Source organism: Streptomyces qaidamensis, from assembly GCF_001611795.1.
GTDB classification, from domain to species: domain Bacteria; phylum Actinomycetota; class Actinomycetes; order Streptomycetales; family Streptomycetaceae; genus Streptomyces; species Streptomyces qaidamensis.
On record NZ_CP015098.1, the window covers coordinates 5,195,310 to 5,216,037 of the forward strand.

General features: G+C 69.0%; 18 protein-coding genes. 6 read left to right on the forward strand and 12 right to left on the reverse strand.

The annotated features are described in order from the left end of the window. Positions 1-3 precede the first annotated feature (3 nt). A complete protein-coding gene (locus tag A4E84_RS23090) occupies positions 4-1,392 on the reverse strand; it encodes an FAD-binding oxidoreductase (RefSeq protein ID WP_062928411.1) in 1,389 nt (462 codons plus the stop codon). A 300-nt stretch (positions 1,393-1,692) separates the two neighbouring features. Between A4E84_RS23090 and hemB the strand changes: the two genes are divergently transcribed. Next, positions 1,693-2,694, forward strand: a complete 1,002-nt coding sequence (gene hemB, locus A4E84_RS23095; protein WP_062928412.1) for a porphobilinogen synthase — start codon at positions 1,693-1,695, stop codon at positions 2,692-2,694. On the opposite strand, the gene A4E84_RS43000 is transcribed toward hemB, so the two are convergent. Beyond that, positions 2,688-2,852, reverse strand: coding sequence for a hypothetical protein (locus A4E84_RS43000; protein ID WP_159029611.1), 165 nt, complete (start codon positions 2,850-2,852; stop codon positions 2,688-2,690). The genes hemB and A4E84_RS43000 overlap by 7 nt on opposite strands. A gap of 10 nt (positions 2,853-2,862) precedes the next feature. Here A4E84_RS43000 and A4E84_RS23100 point away from each other — a divergent pair, with 10 nt between their 5' ends. From A4E84_RS23100 to A4E84_RS23110, 3 genes are all read left to right on the forward strand, one after another. After that, positions 2,863-3,654 carry a hypothetical protein gene (locus tag A4E84_RS23100; RefSeq protein WP_418082220.1) on the forward strand — a complete coding sequence of 264 codons (792 nt, stop codon included), beginning with the start codon at positions 2,863-2,865 and terminating at the stop codon, positions 3,652-3,654. Between the two features lie 120 nt (positions 3,655-3,774). Beyond that, the gene (locus tag A4E84_RS23105; protein WP_062928413.1) at positions 3,775-4,674 is read left to right on the forward strand and encodes an SAM-dependent methyltransferase; all 900 of its coding nucleotides are present in this window, start codon (positions 3,775-3,777) and stop codon (positions 4,672-4,674) included. A gap of 121 nt (positions 4,675-4,795) precedes the next feature. After that, positions 4,796-6,028 (forward strand): aminotransferase-like domain-containing protein, encoded by a 1,233-nt coding sequence (locus A4E84_RS23110; RefSeq protein ID WP_062928414.1) that lies wholly within the window; start codon positions 4,796-4,798, stop codon positions 6,026-6,028. On the opposite strand, the gene A4E84_RS23115 is transcribed toward A4E84_RS23110, so the two are convergent. The 5 genes from A4E84_RS23115 to A4E84_RS23135 all read right to left on the reverse strand — a co-directional run bounded on the left by A4E84_RS23115 (position 6,015) and on the right by A4E84_RS23135 (position 12,669). Next, on the reverse strand, positions 6,015-7,955 hold the full coding sequence (locus tag A4E84_RS23115) for a B12-binding domain-containing radical SAM protein (RefSeq protein WP_062928415.1): 1,941 nt from the start codon (positions 7,953-7,955) through the stop codon (positions 6,015-6,017). The two genes, A4E84_RS23110 and A4E84_RS23115, sit on opposite strands and share 14 nt — an antisense overlap. A gap of 60 nt (positions 7,956-8,015) precedes the next feature. Continuing rightward, complete coding sequence (locus A4E84_RS23120) at positions 8,016-8,825, reverse strand: inositol monophosphatase family protein (protein ID WP_159029612.1); 810 nt, start codon at positions 8,823-8,825, stop codon at positions 8,016-8,018. A 53-nt stretch (positions 8,826-8,878) separates the two neighbouring features. Continuing rightward, entirely contained in the window at positions 8,879-11,287 is a 2,409-nt protein-coding gene (locus A4E84_RS23125; RefSeq protein ID WP_062928417.1) for an ATP-binding protein, read from the reverse strand. Positions 11,288-11,302: 15 nt separating this feature from the next. Further along, positions 11,303-11,701 carry a hypothetical protein gene (locus A4E84_RS43005; RefSeq protein WP_159029613.1) on the reverse strand — a complete coding sequence of 133 codons (399 nt, stop codon included), beginning with the start codon at positions 11,699-11,701 and terminating at the stop codon, positions 11,303-11,305. 176 nt (positions 11,702-11,877) lie between these two features. Next, positions 11,878-12,669, reverse strand: a complete 792-nt coding sequence (locus A4E84_RS23135) for a DUF4253 domain-containing protein (RefSeq protein ID WP_062928419.1) — start codon at positions 12,667-12,669, stop codon at positions 11,878-11,880. Positions 12,670-12,765: 96 nt separating this feature from the next. On the opposite strand from A4E84_RS23135, the gene A4E84_RS23140 reads away from it, so the two are divergent. After that, positions 12,766-13,266 (forward strand): DinB family protein, encoded by a 501-nt coding sequence (locus A4E84_RS23140; RefSeq protein WP_062928420.1) that lies wholly within the window; start codon positions 12,766-12,768, stop codon positions 13,264-13,266. A 12-nt stretch (positions 13,267-13,278) separates the two neighbouring features. On the opposite strand, the gene A4E84_RS23145 is transcribed toward A4E84_RS23140, so the two are convergent. Further along, positions 13,279-13,611, reverse strand: coding sequence for a DUF2690 domain-containing protein (locus tag A4E84_RS23145; protein ID WP_418082221.1), 333 nt, complete (start codon positions 13,609-13,611; stop codon positions 13,279-13,281). Positions 13,612-13,783: 172 nt separating this feature from the next. Continuing rightward, positions 13,784-15,547 carry an arginine--tRNA ligase gene (gene argS, locus A4E84_RS23150; RefSeq protein ID WP_062928421.1) on the reverse strand — a complete coding sequence of 588 codons (1,764 nt, stop codon included), beginning with the start codon at positions 15,545-15,547 and terminating at the stop codon, positions 13,784-13,786. Between the two features lie 149 nt (positions 15,548-15,696). On the opposite strand from argS, the gene lysS reads away from it, so the two are divergent. Next, positions 15,697-17,439 carry a lysine--tRNA ligase gene (gene lysS, locus A4E84_RS23155; RefSeq protein ID WP_062928422.1) on the forward strand — a complete coding sequence of 581 codons (1,743 nt, stop codon included), beginning with the start codon at positions 15,697-15,699 and terminating at the stop codon, positions 17,437-17,439. Between the two features lie 53 nt (positions 17,440-17,492). On the opposite strand, the gene A4E84_RS23160 is transcribed toward lysS, so the two are convergent. The 3 genes from A4E84_RS23160 to A4E84_RS23170 all read right to left on the reverse strand — a co-directional run bounded on the left by A4E84_RS23160 (position 17,493) and on the right by A4E84_RS23170 (position 20,699). Beyond that, positions 17,493-18,752, reverse strand: a complete 1,260-nt coding sequence (locus A4E84_RS23160; protein ID WP_062928423.1) for a DUF2637 domain-containing protein — start codon at positions 18,750-18,752, stop codon at positions 17,493-17,495. Between the two features lie 115 nt (positions 18,753-18,867). Next, positions 18,868-19,746: a DUF3558 family protein gene (locus tag A4E84_RS23165; RefSeq protein WP_237304983.1), complete on the reverse strand. Its 879-nt coding sequence runs from the start codon at positions 19,744-19,746 to the stop codon at positions 18,868-18,870. Positions 19,747-19,880: 134 nt separating this feature from the next. Continuing rightward, the gene (locus A4E84_RS23170) at positions 19,881-20,699 is read right to left on the reverse strand and encodes a DUF3558 domain-containing protein (protein WP_062928425.1); all 819 of its coding nucleotides are present in this window, start codon (positions 20,697-20,699) and stop codon (positions 19,881-19,883) included. Between the last annotated feature and the right edge of the window lie 29 nt (positions 20,700-20,728).

Consider the following 20,728-nt stretch of genomic DNA (forward strand, 5'->3'; position numbering starts at 1 on the left):
CGGCTACGCGGGAGTCACCGCGTGGCCGTAGCGCAGGAGGTTGTCCGGGTCGTAGGTGGCCTTGTCGTGGCGTAGGCGGGCGTAGACCTCCGGGGTCCAGGCGCGGGCGCGGTCCTGTTCGTCGCCCGGGGTGCCGTGGATGTTGACCATGGTGCGGCCCGTGCCGTACGGGGTCATGGCGGTGTAGAGGCTGCGCGTGGCCTGCTCGACGGCCTCGGCCACGGGTGGGGCGGGCATGATCCCGACCGACTCCATGAAGTAGCGGGCGTCGCGGGCGCACACGGCGTCCTCGACGGCGGACGGGCGGGACAGCGCGCCGCCCATGTGCCGCAGCGAGGCGACGAGCAGCGGGAAGTCGGCACCGGCTGCGGGGCCGACCTGCTCCAGGAACGTGTCGATGGCGTCGGAGGGCAGATCGCGCAGGAGCATGCAGCACTCCCGTGCCGGGAGCGGGTCCTGGGGTTCCATGTGGATGCGGTCCACGGCCGCGTGGTCCATCTCCTCGACCATGTCGACGGCCACGGGGGCGGCGGCGCGCAGCGGCGCGATCATGGCTTCGCCTTCCGCCGTGTCGCCCGGCCAGGCGATCGCGACCCGGGCCCAGAAGCCGCCGCGCAGGGGTTCCGGGATCTGCGGGATGGGCGGCAGGCGCAGGACCGAGAACATGCTGCACATCGCGTCCGGGACGGTACGGGTCCACTCCGTCCAGGCGTTGAGCAGGGCCTCCGTGTGTTCGGCGTGGCAGTGGATGCCGCCGCCGTAGAGCCGGGGCAGAGGCAGCAGTTCGGTCACGAGCGAGGTGACGATGCCTACGTTGCCCTTGCCACCGCGCAGGGCCCAGAACAGTTCCGGTTCGTGCCGGGGGTCCGACTCGCGCAGGTGCCCGTCCGGGGTGACGACCTGGAAGGAGCGCACCAGGTCGGCGGCGTAGCCGTAGGCCCGGCCGAGGACCGGGAGTCCGCCGCCGAGGGTGTAGCCGATGACGCCCGCGTCGGTGGAGGTCCCGCACAGGCCCGCCAGTCCGTGGGGGGCGGCCGCGGCCATGACGTGGCTCCACTTCGCGCCGGCGGCGATGGTGGCCGTGCGGGTGGTGGGGTCGACGTGGACGTCCGTCATCCGGGACGTGTTGATCAGCAGGCCGTGTTCGATGGGGAAGTTGGCGCCGTGGCCGGTGGCCTGGACGGCGACGGGGGTGTGGGTTGCGGCGGCCCAGCGCATCGCGGTGACGATGTCGTCGGGGCCGGTCGCCCCGATGGCCACGTCGGGGGTGTGCAGGGAGGCCAGGTTGAAGCCGGTGACTTCGTCGGCGTAGGCGCGTTCGCCGGGGCGGACGACGGGGCCGTTGATCTCCGAGAGGGCGAAGAGGTCGGGGGTGTGGTGGGGGGCGGTCATCGCGTCCTCCGTGGGGCGGGTACGGAGGGACGGCGGCGGCGGGGTGTCGGGGCCGGCCGTCGGGGTCCTTGTCCTGTGGTTTCAGGATGGACCTGGGGGTTGGCGGGCGCATTGCGGGGCGGTGGGCTGTGAGGTGCTCGGCGTGGGGACTGGGGCCGGGTGGGTTCGCGGCCCGGCGGAGCGGGTGCCGCTGCGCCCACCCGTGCCGCCCTGGCGACACGCATGCCCGCAGCGGGGGCGGGGGCGGGGGCCGACAAGGCGTCGGTATCGGGGGGTTTGGGGCGGGCGTAGCGTAGGGGCATGACGACGTACGGATCTTTTCCCGGTACTCGGCCGCGGCGGTTGCGGACCAACCCCGTGATGCGTCGGATGGTCGCCGAGACCCGGCTGCACCCCGCCGATCTCATTCTCCCGGCCTTCGTGCGGGAGGGCGTCAGCGAGCCCGTGCCGATCGCCGCCATGCCGGGGGTCGTGCAGCACACCCGGGACAGTCTGAAGAAGGCCGCCGCGGAGGCGGTCGCGGCGGGGATCTCCGGGATCATGCTGTTCGGCGTGCCGGAGGAGTCGAAGAAGGACGCGCTCGGGACGCCGGGGACCGACCCGGACGGCATCCTCCAGGTCGCCCTGCGGGACGTGCGGGCCGAGGTCGGCGACGACCTGCTCGTCATGTCCGATCTCTGCCTCGACGAGACCACCGACCACGGGCACTGCGGCGTCCTCGACGAGCAGGGCCGGGTCGACAACGACGCGACCCTGGAGCGGTACGCGGAGATGGCCCAGGTGCAGGCCGACGCCGGCGCCCATGTCGTCGGGCCCAGCGGGATGATGGACGGGCAGATCGGGGTCGTCCGCGACGCGCTCGACCAGATCGGGCGGGAGGATGTCGCCATCCTCGCCTACACCGTCAAGTACGCCTCCGCCTTCTACGGGCCCTTCCGGGAGGCCGTCGGCTCGTCCCTGCGGGGGGACCGGAAGACCTACCAGCAGGACCCGGCGAACGTCCGGGAGTCGCTGCGCGAGCTCGCCCTCGACCTGGAGGAGGGCGCCGACATGGTGATGGTCAAGCCGGCCGGGCCCTACCTGGACATCCTCGCCCGGGTCTCGGACGCCGTGGATGTGCCTGTTGCCGCCTACCAGATCTCCGGCGAGTACTCGATGATCGAGGCCGCCGCCGAGAAGGGCTGGATCGACCGGGACCGGGCGATCATGGAGGCCCTGACCGGCATCCGGCGGGCCGGGGCGCGCAGCATCCTCACCTACTGGGCCACCGAAGTGGCCCAGAAGCTCAAGGTTCTTCAGTAGGACAGCGCCTGGTCCCTGTCGCGCAGCCAGTAGGTGACCGTCAGCGTGCTGTCGTAATACACGCCCTTGGCCGGCAGGGCGGGGATCGCCGAGGGGCCGCCGTCGCTGTTCGGCGTGCGGCCCTGGAAGCCGACCGTGAGCTTGCGGCCGGAGGGCACGGCGGCTTCTGTGGCCTCCTCGGCCAGTCCGTCCTCCGCGGGCAGCGAAGACAAGGGCGAGGGAAAGGGCAAGGACGAGGAGAAGAAGGGCAGGGGGGAGCAGGCCGCCTCCGCGTCCCCCACCTCGGCCTCCCCCGGCAGCGGCACCGGAAGCGGCGGCGATGACCGCCCCGGGCGGGACACCGCCCCCGCCTCCGCTCCCCTCACCGTGGACACGGAACCGCACGCCTGGGAGAGCCCGTGCTCCCAGCGCTATCTGATCGATCTGCCGCCGGGACGGGTCGGGCCGCCGCCGGAGCAGGACGCGCCCGGCTGGGTGGCGGCCAACGGGGCCGTGCCGTCGGGGAAGCAGTTCCTGAAGCCGACCGTGCAGGGGAAGGGCAAGGAGACCGTGGTCGTCAAGGGGCTGACGGTCCGTATGGCCGGGAAGCGGGCGCCGCTCGCCTGGAACGACTACGCCATGGGGTATCCGGGCGTCGGCTGCGGCGGTGGCGTGCCGACCCGGTTCTTCACGGTCGCCCTCGACGCCGCGCGCCCCGGTGTCGTGCCCGAGGCGGGGCACGCGAACTTCCCGTTCAAGGTGAGCGAGTCCGATCCGGAGGTGTACTGCATCCGCGCCGACGCCTCCGCGTACGACGTCAGGTGGTACCTGGAGCTGCGCTGGTCCAGCGGCGACCGGTCGGGCACGCTGACCGTGGACGACCACGGCCGGCCCTTCCGTACGAGCGGCAACAACGGGCGCCCGGCGTACGAGTTTCCGCTGGGCGGCGAGAAGTGGGTCGAGGAGGGGACGACGGAGTAGTCCCGGGTGCGTGTCCCGTGGTGGTCGTGCCGCACGGGCACCAACAACTCGGTTGAACCGTTAGGTTGTTGACCGTCGTAGTGGTTGTCGATTGAACCACCTACTTTCAGGGAGACGTCGATGTCCGGTGCCCTCAGCCAGGATCCAGCCGAGCTGCAGAGGAGGATCGACAGCAGCAAGGCGCACCCGGCCCGGGTCTACGACGTCTTCCTCGGCGGCAAGGACCACTACCCCGCCGACCGGAACGCGGCCGCCGCCGCCCTGGCCGCCAACCCGCGCGGGTACCTCGACGTACGGCACAACCGCGACTTCCTCCGCCGCGCGGTGACCGCACTCGTGGAGCACGACGGCATCCGGCAGTTCCTCGACATCGGGACCGGGCTGCCCACGGCCGAGAACGTGCACCAGATCGCGCAGCGCGTCGCGCCCGAGTCGCGGGTCGTGTACGTCGACAACGACCCGGTGGTGCTCGCGCACGCGCGCGCCCTGCTGACCAGCGGTCCCGAGGGGCGTACGGACTACGTCGACGCCGATCTGCGGGACCCGGCCCGCATCCTCGAACAGGCCGCCAAGACCCTGGACTTCGACCGGCCGGTCGGGCTCTGCCTGGTTGCGATCCTGCACTTCGTCGCGGACGAGGAGGCATATCCGCTGGTGAGCGGGCTGCTCGACGAGCTGCCCGCCGGCAGCCGGCTGGTGCTGAGCCATCTCACCGAGGATCTCAACCCCGAGAACATCCGCGCGGTCCAGCGGACGTACACCGAGCGCGGGTTCACCTTCGTGCTGCGCTCCCGGGCCGATGTCGAGCGGTTCTTCACGGAGAACGGGCTGGAGATCGCCGACCCGGGGGTCGTCCCCGCGCACCGCTGGCGGCCCGACCACGCCGCCCCCGTCCCCGAGCAGCCGGAGGAGTCCTTCCTCGCCGGACTGGAGGAGATCGAGAAGGTGCGGTACCGCGACATCAACGACGTCACGGACGCGGACATCAACGTGTACGCGGCGACCGGCGCCAAGGGCTGAGGCGCCGGCCCCCGGACTTCATGCCGGTCCGGCGTCCGGATCCCGGAAGCCTGCTTGTAGGCGGCACGTATCTCCTTAGGCTGCGGGCACCAGGCGTCACCGCAGCCGAAGGAGCCGTGTCATGACCGTCGCCGAGCCCTCGCCCACCCGCTCTTCCGTGCCACCGCTCGCGGCACGGGCCCGGGCCGTCGGCGGCTCGCCCGTACGGGACATCCTCGCCGTCACCGCCCGCCCCGAGGTGATCAACTTCGCGGGCGGGCTCCCGGCACCGGAGCTGTTCGACGCCCGGGGCATCGCCGCCGCGTACGAGGCGGTGCTCGCCGAGGCGCCCGCGCGGGCGCTGCAGTACTCCACGACCGAGGGCGAACCCGCGCTGCGGGACGCGCTCGCCGCCCGCACCACCGCGCGCGGCCTGCCGACCGGGCCCGACGACCTGCTCGTCACCACCGGCAGCCAGCAGGCCCTCTCCCTGCTGGCCACCGCTCTCGTCGAACCCGGGGACACCGTCCTCGTCGAGAACCCCTGCTATCTGGCGGCACTTCAGGCCTTCGGCTTCGCCGGGGCGCGGGTGCTGGCCGTGCCCGGTGACGAGCACGGCGTCGACCCCGGGGCACTGGAGGAACTCGTCGTGCGCGAGCGGCCCAAGCTGCTCTACACCGTGCCCACCTTCCAGAACCCCACCGGCCGGACCCTGCCCGCCGGGCGACGCGCCGCCGTGGCCGCCGTCGCCGCCCGGCACGGACTGTGGATCGTCGAGGACGACCCCTACGGTGAGCTGCGCTACGAGGGTGAACGCCTGCCGTGGATCGCGGCCCACCCGGGCGCCGAGGACCGGACGGTGCTGCTCGGCAGCTTCTCCAAGGTCATGGCGCCCGGACTGCGGCTGGGCTGGCTGCGGGCACCCGGGGAGCTGCGGCGCGCCTGCGCCGTCGCCAAGCAGGCCGCCGATCTGCACACCCCGACCGTCAACCAGCTCGCCGCGGCCCGCTACCTGGCCGACAGCGACCTGGACGCCCATGTCGCCCGCGTCGCCGGCGTGTACCGCGAACGTCGCGACGCGATGCTCTCCGGGCTCGCCGCGGCGCTGCCCACGGGGTCGGTCTGGAACCGGCCCGAGGGCGGCATGTTCCTCTGGGCGCGCCTCCCGCAGCCGTACGACACGACGGCCCTGCTGCCGCGGGTGGTCCGGCAGAACGTGGCCTATGTGCCCGGCGCGCCCTTCTACGCCGGCGCGCCCGACCGGACGACCCTGAGGCTCTGCTTCGTGACGCAGACGCCGGCGGAGATCGGGGAGGGGCTGCGCAGGCTGGCGGAAGGCTGCCGGTCGCGCCGGCCGAGGTCTAATCAGACCTGACGTGGCTGCGCCGCAGGTGGTTGTTCTTCCTGCCGTACCGCACTGCCTGAATGGCGTACTTGCGCAGATCACCCCCGTATTCGTCGACCGCTCGCAATGTCACGTGACCATCCCACGGGAACAGCTGCGGAGTCCTGCCGTAGTAGATCTCCTCGAAGTAGTTCGAGAGGTTGTGCCTGAGGCGTAGGCGCGATTCAGCGGGAGAGAAGGGATCCACCAGACTTTCCTTCTGGTAGGAAATCAAGTCCTCCAGAAGGTGTGCTGACACCGGTAGGGCGTGGCGGGATGCCAGATGGGCGACGAAGGTGCTCAATTCCAGAAAGAGTTCGTCCTTGCGGGTGACCATGCTGAGGAAGGATGCCTCCTCCGGGTACCACATCAACTCCCCGAAGCCGGGAACGGAGCGCCCCATGCCGACCCCATCTGCACCCTCCAGCATCACGGTCACCGTGTCCGCGTAGTGCCGGCCCAGTAAGAGTGCGGGATTGTCGGCTGCGAACGCCATCAGCTCCTCGTAGAAGGCGTGGTACTCAACACCGAACTCGGTCCAGAAGAACATGGCCAGCGCCTGGGTGATGTTGAGACAGTGGAAACACTGGACGGCCCAGGCCAGCATGAAGCACTTCTGCCAGTCCTCGAACGGCAAGGTCGCCGTCTCGATGACGACGTCGAAGTACTCTTGGACGTCGTCCGCACTGGGGGTTGCGTACCCCAACAGCATAGGCAGGCGTGTGGTGCGGATGGAGTGCAGCGTGCGGTACTGGAGCGTAGCCATCTCGGAGTTCGGGAGCAGTTCGCAGAGGTATATCAGAAGGCCTTCGTGCTGTCCCGCACCGAACAGCCTGCTGACCCCCCGGCGGAAACTCTCGAGGGTCTCGCCCGGGAGCCCCAGAATGAGTTCCGTGTACGTCGGCATGTTGTGACTTCGGTACAGATTGAGCAGGTCAGTAAGGTTGTCCTGCTTGATGTTCCGCCGCTTGATCACGGTCAGGCAGTCGTCGCTCATGCTCTGCATGCTGAGTGTGATGCCCCGCTGGAGTCCCACCTCCTGTAAGACCTTGGCTATTTCGAAGACCGCCGGGCCGCTCTTCTTGGCGAACGAGGGTCGGAACTGAACCGGGTAGCCGGAATCCGCTCGCACTTCCGCGAGCTTCTTGGCTAATGCTATGTCCCGAGGAACGATTCCGAAATTCGCGTCGCAGTTGTACAGGATCTCGATCCGGTTGCGGCCGAACCATTCCAATTCTTTCATGAGTCGATCGTCATCGAAGTGCCGCAGCTTGGTGAAGACCGCAGACCCCCAGTCGCAGAAGGTGCACGAGTAGGGACATCCCCGGTTGGTTTCATGACTCGCGTTCCATCGGTACGGAAGGTCGACTAGGGCATCGAACGTTCCGTCCAGGTATGGTGAAGCGAGTTGATTCACATCCTTCACGGCCTCCCTGACGCCGGTCGTGATACAGCTGTCTTTCCCGTCCCGCACACTGAGTCCCGGTATCCTGCTGTAATTCGGATCGGCCCGCAGGAATTCGCATAAAATGTCAGCGAAGGCGAACTCGCCCTCATGGTGCACCAGGATGTCAACGGCAGGGTTCAATATGAAGAAATCCTCGGAATCGAGAGGAACCTGGGGGCCTCCCATCACTATGAGGCAGTCTGGATGGGCAGACCGGACAGCCTGCGCGAGGGCTCTGCTGTACTCCCAGTTCCAGATGTAGCACGAGATTCCCAGGATTCGCGGCTCACGAAGGCGGGCCGCGAGGTGGTCGATGTTCTCGCGAAGGAAAATGAACTCCTGGAACCTGAAGCACTCGGCGATCTCCGGCTGCCTCTGACAGTGTGCCTGGATGACACCAACGGAGTACGGAAGAAACGCTTGGTCGCCGAAACGATTGTTGACCTGAGCCAGATAAACGTTGTGTCGCATGGGCGCACCCTCCCTGTTCAGAACCGGCTCGTCCGGTGGTGGCTGACCAGAGGTACGGGGTCAGGCACTCTCGGTCTCCCGCATCGCCGATTGGATTTCCCTGCAGAGATCTGCGGGACCTGCCACCCACCCGCCAGAATGCTCCAGGGGCAAGGTGCTCAGCAGGCTCATCCCGTCGAGGGACATCAACATGCCTCCCGCCTCGGCGAGCAGGAGAGCTGCGGCAGCGTAGTCCCATAGGAAGATGCTCTTGCCCGGCTTGGGTGGATAGAACGCCGCATGGCATTCTCCGCACAGGATCTGGGCGACCTTGGGGGTGAACGCGCCGACGGGGGCGATGACCCGAGGAAGCAGACGGTTCCATACGGACGCGAGGGTGGGGTCGGCCCTCTGCGTGGGACTGACGGCGAGCTTCGCCGCCCGCAACTGCGGTGGTTCTTCGAGATGGACCGGCGTGCCGTTCACCCGAGCTCCTCCGTCGGCGGCGCACATAAAGCGCTGACCACGGAACGGAAGGTCCAACACGCCGACTACCGGCCTCCCGTGCTGGAACAGGGCAACCGAGATGGCGAAATCCGCGGTCCCCGCGATGAGTTCCTTCGTGCCGTCAATGGGATCGATGACGAAGCACAGCTCACTGGCGAGCGCCGCGGGATTGCTGTGGGTCTCCTCGCTGAGGACGTCGGCCGACGGGAATGCCTTGAGCGCCGCGGTAATGAGGCGACCCTCGATGCGAAGGTCCAGATCGGTCACCGGTTCGACGCGTCCGTCGTCAAGAGTTTTCGTCGATGAGCGCGGACGGTGCTCCAGTACTTCTGACCTGCAGCGATCGAGTACGGGATCGAGCCACTCCATCGGAAAGTCACTCATGTACGCCCTCCACCGGGTTGCAATCGCCGGACTGCCATGGTCGAGGCCCCTGATCATGTGGCCAGCAGTGTCCGAACCTCCTCGGCGTTCGGAACCCCGAGCTCTTCGAAAATGAGCAGCGCCTGGTCCAGCCTCTCGCGTGCTGCGTCTTCGTCGCCGATGTTCCTCAGTAACTCCCCGAGTTGGTGGAGCGACTCACCCTCGCCGTAGCGGTCGGCGGTTTCCCTTCTCACCGTTATGCTGCACTCGCAGAATTCAATGGCCTTGGAGAACCTGCCGCCAAGGCTGTGGGCCACGGCGAGCTGGAAGAGGGAACGTCCCTCATCGTACCGATCTCCTATATCTCTGAACACGGAGAGGCTCTCCTCGTAGCACAGTAACGCTTCGTCGAGTCGGCCACTCGCCTGGTAGGCCACACCGAGGCTCATCCGCATCCGGCCTTCTCCGTACCGGTCACCGAGCTCGGTCCGGATGGCCAGACTCTCCTGGCCGCAGGTGATTGCCTCTGTGTAGCGCCGCATCGCCTGATAGGCCGGCACCAGATTGCAGAGAACTGCGCTCTCGCTGTATCGGTCTCGAATCCTTCGGGCGATGGCCAGACTCTTCTCACCGTATTCGACGGCATCTTCGAATCGGCCCATCATATAATGAATGCGTCCGAGTGCATCCAGCGTCCGCCCTTCGCCGTAGTGGTCGCCGATCTCGCGTCGAACCTCGAGGCCCCGATTGCCGTGGCGTACCGCCTCTTCGAAGCGGCGCAACCGGAGGTTGGCTATACAAAGATTGTGAAGACTCTGACCCTCGCCCTCACGGTCGCCGAGCCGCTGAGCGGTGGCCAGGGCGAGCCGGCCCAACACCGCGAGATCGCGGGGATATGCGCGGAGGTGACAGAACCAGAACAGAGCATCAGCGATCTGAGTGGCGATGGCTCCGAACTGATCGGGGGCGGCTGCCGCCTGCTGCGCGGCCGCGACGACATTTGGCCGCTCGGCCTCCAACCAGTCCAGGGCGAGTGTCCGAGTGGCGAACCAGGGCTCGTCGTCCACCTTCTGCACGGTGCGGCGCGGATCGGTGGGCTGCAGACGCGCGCTTGCTCCCCGGGCGCGCGAGAGAAAGAACTCGAAGGTCCTGTGAAGGGCCAGTCGGCGGTCGTCCTGCGCGTCGTCCCGGAAGGCATGCTCACGAGCGAACAGGCGCAGGAGGTCGTGCATCTGGTACCGCCCCGGCGAAGAAGACTCCAGCAGTTGTGCGTCGACGAGTCGTTCCAGGGCCTCGTCCGTGGCCTCATGGGTGCCACCGATCAGCGCGGCCACGACATCCACGCTCACATCCGGCCCCTCCAGCAGACCGAGGAGCCGGAACGTGCGTGCGCAGGAGGCTTCCGCCGGTCCGTCGACCGCTGAGAGCGCCTCGTAGCTGATTCCGAAACTGGCCCGGACGGCGAGGTCACCGAGCTGCAACTCGTTGAGCCGAGCCCGCTCGTCCATCAGGCGTCCCGCGAGGGCCTGGAGCGACCACGAGGGCCGCGCCGCCAGGCGTGCGCCGGCGATTCTCAGTGCGAGTGGCAGCAGGCCGCACTGCCTCGCAAGGGTGGCCGTGGCGTCCGGCTCCGCCGTGACCCGCCCTTCGCCTGCGAACTTGCCCAGAAGCGTGACGGCTTCCGTGGCGGACAGCACGCTGAGATGCAGGTGAACAACGCCGTCCAGGGTGGCGAGCACTTCGCGACTCGTGATGAGGACCGCGCATCCGGTGCCGGCCGGGATCAGCTGGCGGGCCTGCATGGCGGATGCGGCGTTGTCGAGCATGATCAGCATTTTTCGCCCGGACACGAGCGAGCGGAATCTGGTCGCGGCCTCACCGGTATCTACTGGGATTTCCTTGCCGTCCATTCCCAGCGCCCGAAGGAAGCGTCCCAGTACGTCTATCGGGTTGAGTGGGGCGAGCCCCGGCGTGGCCCCCTGTAAGTTCACATACAGTTGTCCGTCGGGGTACCGGCGGGAAATCATGTGAGCAAAATGGATCGTCAACGCGGATTTACCAACGCCGGGCGGACCATCCACCACGATGATCGGTGTCGAAGACCTCGATTCGGCGGCGCCGACGAGTTCTGTCAGGCGTTCCAGCTCCGAGATCCGGCCGGTGAACGCGGCGATGTCAGGCGGCAGTTCCGCCGGACGTGAGAGGTTTCCCGGAGGGTGGTCGCGATCCTGATGGACGTGGACCGCTTCCGCGCTCGCGATCTGTACCAGTTTTCCGAGCATGCCGCCGGAGACTTCTGCAGTGAACCCAGGAATACCCGTTCGCTCCAGGCGGGCGGCTAGCGCCCGGACGCCCCGGTCCGGCTCGTCCACCAGTAACTGGAATACTTCCTGTCCCTGGAGGTCGACCTGGAGCCACTCGCGCAGGACTGTCCAAGCGGCAGCCAGTGCATCCTGCCCTCTGTTGGAAAGGTCACGCACCACTAGGGAGATCCCTCTCTAAAAGGTCACGTTCCCCTGAATGTTCCCCATGGATACGATCTTTCCGACCTGCGCTTGCCCTTCCACAGTGATGTGGTTGGCGCGTGGCTCCTCGCGGGAGGCGCGGATGATTTCGGCTAGGGTCGAGGCGAACGATTCGTCCTCCAGAGCCCTTTGCTGGAGTTCTCCGGTGAGATTCACCAATGCCGACTCGTTCTGCGGATCTGTTTCCGCAGCGGCCAGGGCCGCTGTCCCGCGGGCATCTCCGGCAAGGGCTCGGCGGACCGACTGGAGCAATTCCCGCATGCGCTCCCAAGCGGCTCTTCCGCTCTCTCGCGCGAACTCTTCCCCGGCTGATTTCGCCAGAAGTGCAGCAACTCCAGCGGCGACAAGACCAACATCCACTTCGGCCCCCATATGGATTCCGCCAAGGTCGTACGACGGTACCAGAGCACCCGGTATCCGGATGCTGTCTGTTCCCGATTACGTAGCCGCCTTTCCCTTGGTTGAATCACAATCAACTCACTAAGCCTTTCCTTTCGCTTGCGTCACAGAAAATCGCACTCCGGGCCCGAGGCGATTCGGCCGTAGTTCTAGTCCCACCAGAAGTGCCACACCGGCTGGTTGAGGACCTGGTGCTCGGCGTAGGCCCGCAGCGTCGGGTCCGCGCCCTGGTGGATGTTGTCCGGGCAGAACGCGAAGTGCTCGGCTGCCACGGCTTCCGCCGCGCCCGGGGTGGTGGGCGGCGTGGCCACGGACAGCAGCAGGTGGTCGAAGCCGAGGGCGAGGAGGCGTATGCCGAAGCGGTCCTCCCAGGAGCGGAGCACCGCGCTGAGGCGGGCGGTGTCGCCCTCGTGGTTCGCCGGGCCCGTCCAGCCGATCGCCGCCGGGATGTCCGCGCTGCGGCGGGCCGGGACGAGGGCGAGGCGGGGCTCCTTGAGGGGGCCGCCGTCCTCCAGCAGCGTGTCCACGAGGCCGCCGGCCGTGGCGTCCGGGTCCCGGTCGTGGTCGTGGTCGACAGGCTCGGCCGGGCCGGGCCAGGGGGCGCCTTCCGCGGCATGTTCCTCCCAGTACTCCGCCAGCACCTCCTCGGCGTCGTGATCCCCGGGGTAGGACACCTTGCCGGGCCTCAACTCCCAGCGGTCCGGGCCGGCATGGCCGTATCCCGTCTCCAGGACGACCGGCAGGAGTCCCGCGCGGCGCGCCGGCTCCAGTGCCGCCCAGCCGCCCGGAAGGGCCCGGCCGTCCGCGCACCACAGCAGCGGCTCGGGCCAGGGGCCCTCGTAGGTGGTGTCGACGAGCGCACCGGCCGGGAGCCGAAGGCCGAGGGATCGGCCGCTCGGGTCTGCCGCCAGCTTCGGCAGGGGATTGGGAAGAGTCGCCATGGGGGTGACTGTAGAGACGGGCACTGACAATCCGACCGGCCCGGCGGCCCCCCGTAGCGGACAGAACCTGACCTATTGGTGCCCTACCGTCCGGGCATGACCACTTCCCCGGAGAAGACGGACCTGCTGGCCGCGTTCGCGGAGCAGCGCGCGTTGCTGCTGATCCCCCTGCGCGGACTCACCGACGAACAGGCCGGGCGGCGTACGACCGTGAGCGAGCTGACCCTCGGCGGCATCGTCAATCACCTGGCCCGGGGAGAGGAGACGTGGACGCAGATCATGACCAAGGGCGACGGTGAACTGCCCGACGGCATGCTCGACATGGGGCAGTACCGCATGGCCGGCGGCGACACGCTCCCCGCGCTGCTGGAGCGCTACGCACGGGCCGCGCAGGCCACCGACGAGGCGGTGGCCTCGCTGCCGGACCTGGACGTCAGCGTGCCGCTGCCGAAGACGCCCTGGTCGCCGCCGGAGCCTCAGTACTGGTCCGCCCGCCGGATCCTGCTGCACCTGATCAAGGAGACCGCCCAGCACGCCGGGCACGCCGACATCATCCGGGAGGCCCTGGACGGTGCGAGCACCACGGACCGGCGCTGACCCGGTGGGGCATCAGACGCGGGCGTCGAAGCACTCGCGGCCGCCTCCCGACACCGGGCGGAAGCAGGCCTGGATCGTCGTACCGGGTCTCGCCTCGGTCATGGGCGTGTAGACGTAGGACTGCGCGGCGACGCCGTCCCCGATCCCCGCGGTGTGCGCGGGGCCGCCGTCGGCCGCGCGCAGTTCCAGGCGGTCGCCGATCCGGGTGCTCCACATCCTCGCCCAGCCCGCCCCGCACCGGGCGCTGTAGCGCAGTTCGAGGTGGACTCCGCCGGCCGTGCGATGCGAGGCGAGGGTGCGCGGGTCCGTGCCGCACTTCATCTGCATCGGGCTCCTGCCCTCCACCGCGGCGACAGCGGTGTCATCCCGCGCGGGGCCAGGGGGACCGGCGACGCCGTCCGGTTCCAGAAGTCCAACCAGTGGGTCAACTGCCGGTAACCGCAGCCCGCGACAACGCCCGAGGGCGGCACTCAACGGGGGAGTGCCGCCCTCGGGGCCGGTCGGAAAAAGTCCGGGCTCAGAGCCTTTCGGGCGTCCGGATGCCCAGCAGGCCCATGCCCCGGTGCAGCGTGCGGGCCGTGACGTCGCACAGGAACAGGCGGTTCTCGATCTGCTCCTGCGTCTCGGCCTTCAGGACCGGGCACTTGTCGTAGAACGTCGTGTACAGCGACGCCAGCTGGTACAGGTACGCCGCCAGCTTGTGCGGGGCGTACTCCGTCGCCGCCTCCGCGACCGTCGCCCCGAACGCGTCCGCGTGCAGGCCCAGCGCGCGCTCCGCCTCGTGCAGCTCCAGCTCGGGGTGCGCGACCGGGCGGGAGGCGCCGGCCTTGCGCAGGATCGACTGGATACGGGCGTAGGCGTACTGGAGGTAGACGGACGTGTCGCCGTTGAGCGAGACCATCTGGTCCAGGTCGAACTTGTAGTCGCGGTTCGCCGACGTCGACAGGTCGGCGTACTTCACCGCGCCGACGCCCACCTGGGTGCCGCGCTCGGCGATCTCCTCCTCGGAGAGGTCCTGGGCCTTCTCCCGGACGACCGCCGAGGCACGGTCGATCGCCTCGTCGAGGAGGTCGACCAGGCGGACCGTCTCGCCCTCACGGGTCTTGAACGGCTTGCCGTCCTTGCCGAGGACCGTGCCGAAGGCGAGCTGTACCGCCTCGACGTCGTCGCTCAGCCAGCCCGCGCGGCGGGCCGTCTCGAAGACCATCTTGAAGTGCAGCGACTGGCGGGCGTCCACCACGTAGAGGAGCGTGTTCGCCTTGATGGCGAAGACGCGGTCGCGGATCGCGGAGAGGTCCGTCGCCGCGTAGCCGTAGCCGCCGTCCGACTTCTGCACGATCAGCGGAACCGGGTTGCCGTCCGGGCCCTTGATGTCGTCGAAGAAGACGCAGAGCGCGCCCTCGGAGCGGACCGCCACACCGGACTCCTCCAGGAGGCGGCAGGTCTCGGCGAGCATGTCGTTGTAACCCGACTCGCCGACGATGTCCTCGTCGCGGATCTCCATGTCCAGCTTCTCGAAGACGGAGAAGAAGTAGATCTTCGACTCGTCGACGAACTTCTGCCACATGGCGAGGGTCTGCGGGTCGCCCGCCTGGAGGTCCACCACCCGGCGCCGGGCCCGGGTCTTGAACTCCTCGTCGGCGTCGAAGAGCTTGCGGGCGGCCTTGTAGAGGCGGTCGAGGTTCGACATCGCCTCCTCGCCGGAGACCTCGTCGGCCTTGTGGTCCAGCTCGTGCGGGTGCTCCTCCAGGTACTGGATGAGCATGCCGAACTGGGTGCCCCAGTCGCCGATGTGGTGACGCCGGACCACGTTCTCGCCGGTGAACTCCAGCAGCCGCATGACCGAGTCGCCGATCACCGCGGAGCGCAGGTGACCGACGTGCATCTCCTTCGCCACGTTCGGCTGGGCGTAGTCGATGACCGTGGTGCCCGGCTGCTGCGCCTGCGGCACGCCGAGGCGGCCGGTGTCGTCGGCGTAGCGCGCGGCGAGGGTCTCGGTGATCGCGCGGTCGGTGATCGTGATGTTCAGGAAGCCGGGGCCGGAGACCTCGACGTCCTTGATCACCTCACCCGACTCGACCCGGGACACGACCTGCGTCGCCAGCTCCCGCGGGTTCGCCTTCTCCTTCTTGGCGAGGGCCAGGATCCCGTTGGCCTGGAAGTCGGCCCGGTCGCTTCGTCGCAGCAGCGGGTCCGCGGAGCCGGCCTGCGGCAGAGCTGCCGACAGGGCCGCCGCGAGGCGCTGGTGGACGGAGTCGCTGAGGGACGTGACCGAGGCCATGGGCGAGGGTGCCGTTCTCCTGGGGGAATCGATGGACACGGCCAGTATCCCATGGGGGGTAAAGCCATTTTCCCGGGCGCGACATGGTCTGGGACAATGGTGCGGTCAGCCGTGCGACCGTACCGGCTGCCCGATGCAGAAAGAAGGACGTGCCGATCGTGGCTCAGAGCACCGAGACCACCGACTGGGTCTCCCGTTTCGCGGATGAGGTCATCGAGGAGTCGGAGCGCCGGGCCCCGGGCAAACCCGTCGTCGTCGCGTCCGGGCTCTCCCCGTCCGGCCCCATCCACCTCGGGAACCTGCGCGAGGTCATGACCCCGCACCTCGTCGCCGACGAGATCCGCCGCCGGGGCCGCCAGGTGCGCCACCTGATCTCCTGGGACGACTACGACCGGTACCGCAAGGTCCCGGCCGGGATCGCCGGCGTCGACGAGTCGTGGGCCGAGCACATCGGCAAGCCCCTGACGTCCGTCCCGGCGCCGAAGGGCTCCTCGCACCCGAACTGGGCCGAGCACTTCAAGGCCGCGATGGTCGAGTCGCTGGCCGAGCTGGGCGTGGAGTTCGACGGGATCAGCCAGACCGAGCAGTACACCTCCGGCGTGTACCGCGAGCAGATCCTGCACGCCATCAAGCACCGCGGCGACATCGACGCGATCCTCGACCAGTACCGCACGAAGAAGGCCCCGCCCAAGAAGCAGGGGCAGAAGCCGGTCGACGAGGCCGAGCTGGAGGCCGCCGAGGGCTCCGGCGCGGCCGGTGAGGACGACGGCAGCTCCACCGCCGCCGGCTACTTCCCGTACAAGCCGTACTGCGGCAACTGCGAGAAGGACCTCACCACCGTCACCTCCTACGACGACGACTCCACCGAGCTGACGTACGCCTGCACCGCGTGCGGCTTCTCGGAGACGGTCCGGCTGAACGAGTACAACCGCGGCAAGCTGGTCTGGAAGGTCGACTGGCCGATGCGCTGGGCGTACGAGGGCGTCGTGTTCGAGCCGAGCGGTGTCGATCACTCCTCTCCCGGGTCGTCGTTCCAGGTCGGCGGGCAGATCGTCGGCATCTTCGGCGGCAAGCAGCCCATCGGGCCGATGTACGCCTTCGTGGGCATCAGCGGGATGGCGAAGATGTCGTCCTCGCGCGGTGGCGTGCCGACCCCGGCGGACGCCCTGAAGATCATGGAACCGCAGCTGCTGCGCTGGCTGTACGCCCGCCGTCGGCCCAACCAGTCCTTCAAGATCGCCTTCGACCAGGAGATCCAGCGGCTCTACGACGAGTGGGACAAGCTGGACGCCAAGGTCGCCGACGGCAGCGCCCTGCCGGCCGACGTGGCCGCGCACGCCCGCGCGGTGGGCACGGCCGCCGGTGAGCTGCGGCGCACGCCCCGGCCGCTGCCGTACCGGACGCTGGCGTCCGTCGCGGACATCACCGCCGGACACGAGGACCAGGCGCTGCGCATCCTCAGCGAACTCGACCCGGACCAGCCGCTGACCTCCCTCGACGAGGCCCGCCCCCGGTACGACAAGGCCGAGGCCTGGATCAACACGCACGTCCCCGCCGACCAGCGGACCATCGTGCGCGACGAGCCGGACGCCGAGCTGCTGAAGTCGCTCGACGAGCAGGGCCGCGAGTCGCTGCGGCTGCTGCTCGACGGGCTGGCCGGCCACTGGTCGCTCGACGGCCTGACGCACCTCGTCTACGGCGTGCCGAAGGTGCAGGCCGGGTTCTCCGCGGACGCCACGCCCAAGGAGCTGCCGCCGGAGATCAAGACCGCCCAGCGGTCGTTCTTCGCGCTGCTGTACCACCTGCTGGTGGGCCGGGACACCGGCCCGCGGCTGCCCACCCTGCTGCTCGCGGTCGGGCAGGAGCGGGTTCGGCACCTGCTCGGTGAGTAGGCGGTGACGAAGAAGGGGCCCTCGTCAGCGAGGGCCCCTTCTCTTTCGGCGTCTCAGGCGATGTGGTCCTCTTCCAGTTCCGCCGTGTGACGCTTCTGGAAGCGCTCCGCGAGGGACTTCAGTTCCCCGGGGCTCAGCGTCGTGCCGTAGGTGGCCTGGATGTTGTCGCCGAGGGCGCGGGGTGTGGGGTAGCTGCCGTCTATCGACTGGCGGAACACCTGGTAGTACGCCTCCTCGTCCGGCTCGGGGGCCGGCGGGGTGCCGCCGCCGTCACCCAGTTCACGGGTGCGGTTCGGGCCCACCGGGATGGGGAAGCTGCCGGTGTCCTCCGGGGAGGGCGCCCGGTCGTACTCGGGCTGGTACTCCTCGGCCTCCTGCTGTTCGGCGATCCAGTGGGCGTAGTGCTCGGCGGGGTCGTAGTCGGGGTCGTAGCCGCCCTGGTACTCGACCTCGCGGGGGGTGTTGAACCAGGGGCTCTGTTCCGGTTCCGGTTCGGGTTCCGGTTCCAGGTACTCGGCGTCGTGGTTGCTCTCGAGCTGAGGTCGCTGCCCGCCGGGAGGCGCCGCCCTCAGCGGGTCGGGCGCCGGCCCGCCGGCACGACGGCCCGCGGCCAGGTCGGCCTGCGGCGGGGGCGGGGGTATCAGCGCCGGCTCGATCCCCGCCGCCGCCAGCCCCGCCGGAGCCGTCTCCGCCAGCGGCACCCCGTACCTCGCCAGCCGCAGCGGCATCAGGGACTCCACCGGCGCCTTCCTGCGCCACGCCCGCCCGAACCGGGAGCGCAGCCGCGCCTGGTAGACCAGCCGCTCCTGCTCCAGCTTGATGACCTGGTCGTAGGAGCGGAGCTCCCAGAGCTTCATGCGACGCCAGAGGAGGAACGTGGGGACGGGGGAGAGGAGCCACCGGGTGAGGCGGACGCCCTCCATGTGCTTGTCGGCCGTGATGTCGGCGATACGGCCGATCGCGTGCCGGGCCGCCTCGACCGAGACCACGAACAGGATCGGAATCACCGCGTGCATGCCCACACCGAGCGGATCCGGCCACGCGGCAGCGCCGTTGAAGGCGATCGTCGCCGCCGTCAGCAGCCACGCCGTCTGACGCAGGAGGGGGAACGGGATCCTGATCCAGGTGAGCAGCAGATCCAGGGCCAGCAGGACACAGATGCCCGCGTCGATGCCGATCGGGAAGACGTAGGAGAAGTTCCCGAAGCCCTTCTTCAGGGCCAACTCGCGGACCGCCGCGTACGAACCGGCGAAACCGATGCCGGCGATGATCACGGCACCGGCCACGACCACGCCGATGAGGATGCGGTGCATCCGAGTCAGTTGCAGTGGCGCGGCCACCCGCACTCCCCTCCCCTTGCCTGTTGTTGCGCGCAACAGGGTGGCACACATGTGCGGAGGACGGGTGGCCGGTTCCCGTCGGGGCTGTTCAGCTCTTCGACGCGGGCTTCTTGGACGGCGTAGCCGAGGCGCCCTTCGAGGGCTTGTCCGACGCCCCCTCGGAAGGCGCCTTCGACGACGGCTTCGACGCCGACGCGGACGGGGCGCCGCCCGCCTTGCCGCCGCCCTCGCCGTTCGCCTCGGACACCGCGTCCACCGCCTCCTTGGCGGCCTTCTTCGCGTCCTTCAGCATCTCCGCGCCGCTCGGCGTCTTGTCGCCGGCCAGACCCGCGCCGTAGTAGTCCAGCGTGACCACGACGTTCTCGACGCGCGCCACGACCGTCTGCTGTTTGAAGGTGCCTTCCTTCTTCTTCAGGTCGTAGACCACGGCCGTCGCCCGGTCGCCCGTGCCGGTCACCGGCTCCGTCTTGACGCTCTTGGCGCCCTCGACCGCCTGCGCATCCTGGACCTGCTTCTCGAAGTGCTCCTGGGCCAGCTTGTCCGCCGGGCCACGGGTGACGTCCGACTCGAAGCGCAGCATCGACACGTTCAGCCAGCGGAACTGCGAACCCTTCACGCCGTTGTTGTCGAGGCTGTTCCAGGAGCAGCTGCCCCGGGTCGAGATGTCGTCCGACTTGCCCTCCTTGCCGGACTTGCCCTTCGGGACGAGGTCCTCCAGCGTCTTCTTCGAGAGCACCTTGCACGGCTCCGGCAGCTTGCCGTACGCCGCAGCCTGCACCGTCGGCGAGGGCTTCGCCGATGCCGACGCCGCGGCCTTCGCGGCCTTGTCCGTGCTGTCGCCGGAGCCGGAGTCCGAGGAGCAGCCGGCGGCGACCAGCATCACGGGGACGGCGGCCGCGCAGACAAGGACGCGGTTGAGGCGCTTCGCTCGCTGGTCTCGCTGGTCTCGCTGTGCTTGTCGCTGCATGGTTCCTTCACTCATGACGCTCGTGGTTCCCTGCGGTCGGAACGGGTCCGAGTGGTCACCGTACGCGGTGAGGCAACGGTGTGTTCTTCCTTCGCGTGCTTTGCGGACAGGGGTGAAGGGGCCGTGAAGGGGCCTCAGTCGCCCAGCGAATCCGCCAGCTGGGAGGCGAGTTTCTGCGCCCTGTCCTGCATTTCCTTGCTGTCCGGGACGACGCCGACGGTCGTGGGCTGTTCCGCGTACTCGATGGTCACGATGACGTTGGACGTGCGGAACGCCACAGTCACCGTGCGCTGCTTGGCCGTCGAACCGGAACTGCTCAGCCCGTCGTCGAGGAACGCCTCGTCCCCGAGATCCTCCAGCACCCGGGGCTGCAGCTCGGTCGGCGTCACCGAGGGGGCCGCCGAGGGCGAGGAGGAGCCGGACGGGGACGGGGAACCGCCCGGGGACGCGGACGAACCGCCCGCCGGGGCGCTGCCCGAGACCGCCGTCTCGGTGGCCGTCGGCACCGGCAGGTGGGCCGACGCCTCCTGCTCCGCGAAGAGCTGCTCCGCCTGGCTGTCGTCGCTGACGGCGTTGTCGTAGGAGACGACCCGCTCGAAGTCGATCAGCAGATGGTCGGTGGCCGCGGCGGAGTCCACCTTCCAGCGGCAGCCGACCTTGCGGTCGGTGTCGAACGTGGTCGCCGGCTCGCCCTCGTAGGCCGTCTCGCGCTGCTTCTCGTCACTGATCTGCCGGATACCGGGGAGGAGTTCGTCGAGTGTGCTCTCGCTGACCTCGGCGCAGGGGTCGGGCAGGGTGCGGTAGCGGCCGGGCTCGGCGGCGGGCGATGCCGTGCCCGTGTCATCGGCGTTGGAGCCGTCCGTCGGGCCGTCGCCGGCCGAACCGCCGGTACAGCCGGCCAGTACCGCCGCGAGGAGCACGGCGATACCGGGTACGCACGCCTTTCGTTGCACGTGGTGGCTCCTCTCGACACGGATATTGG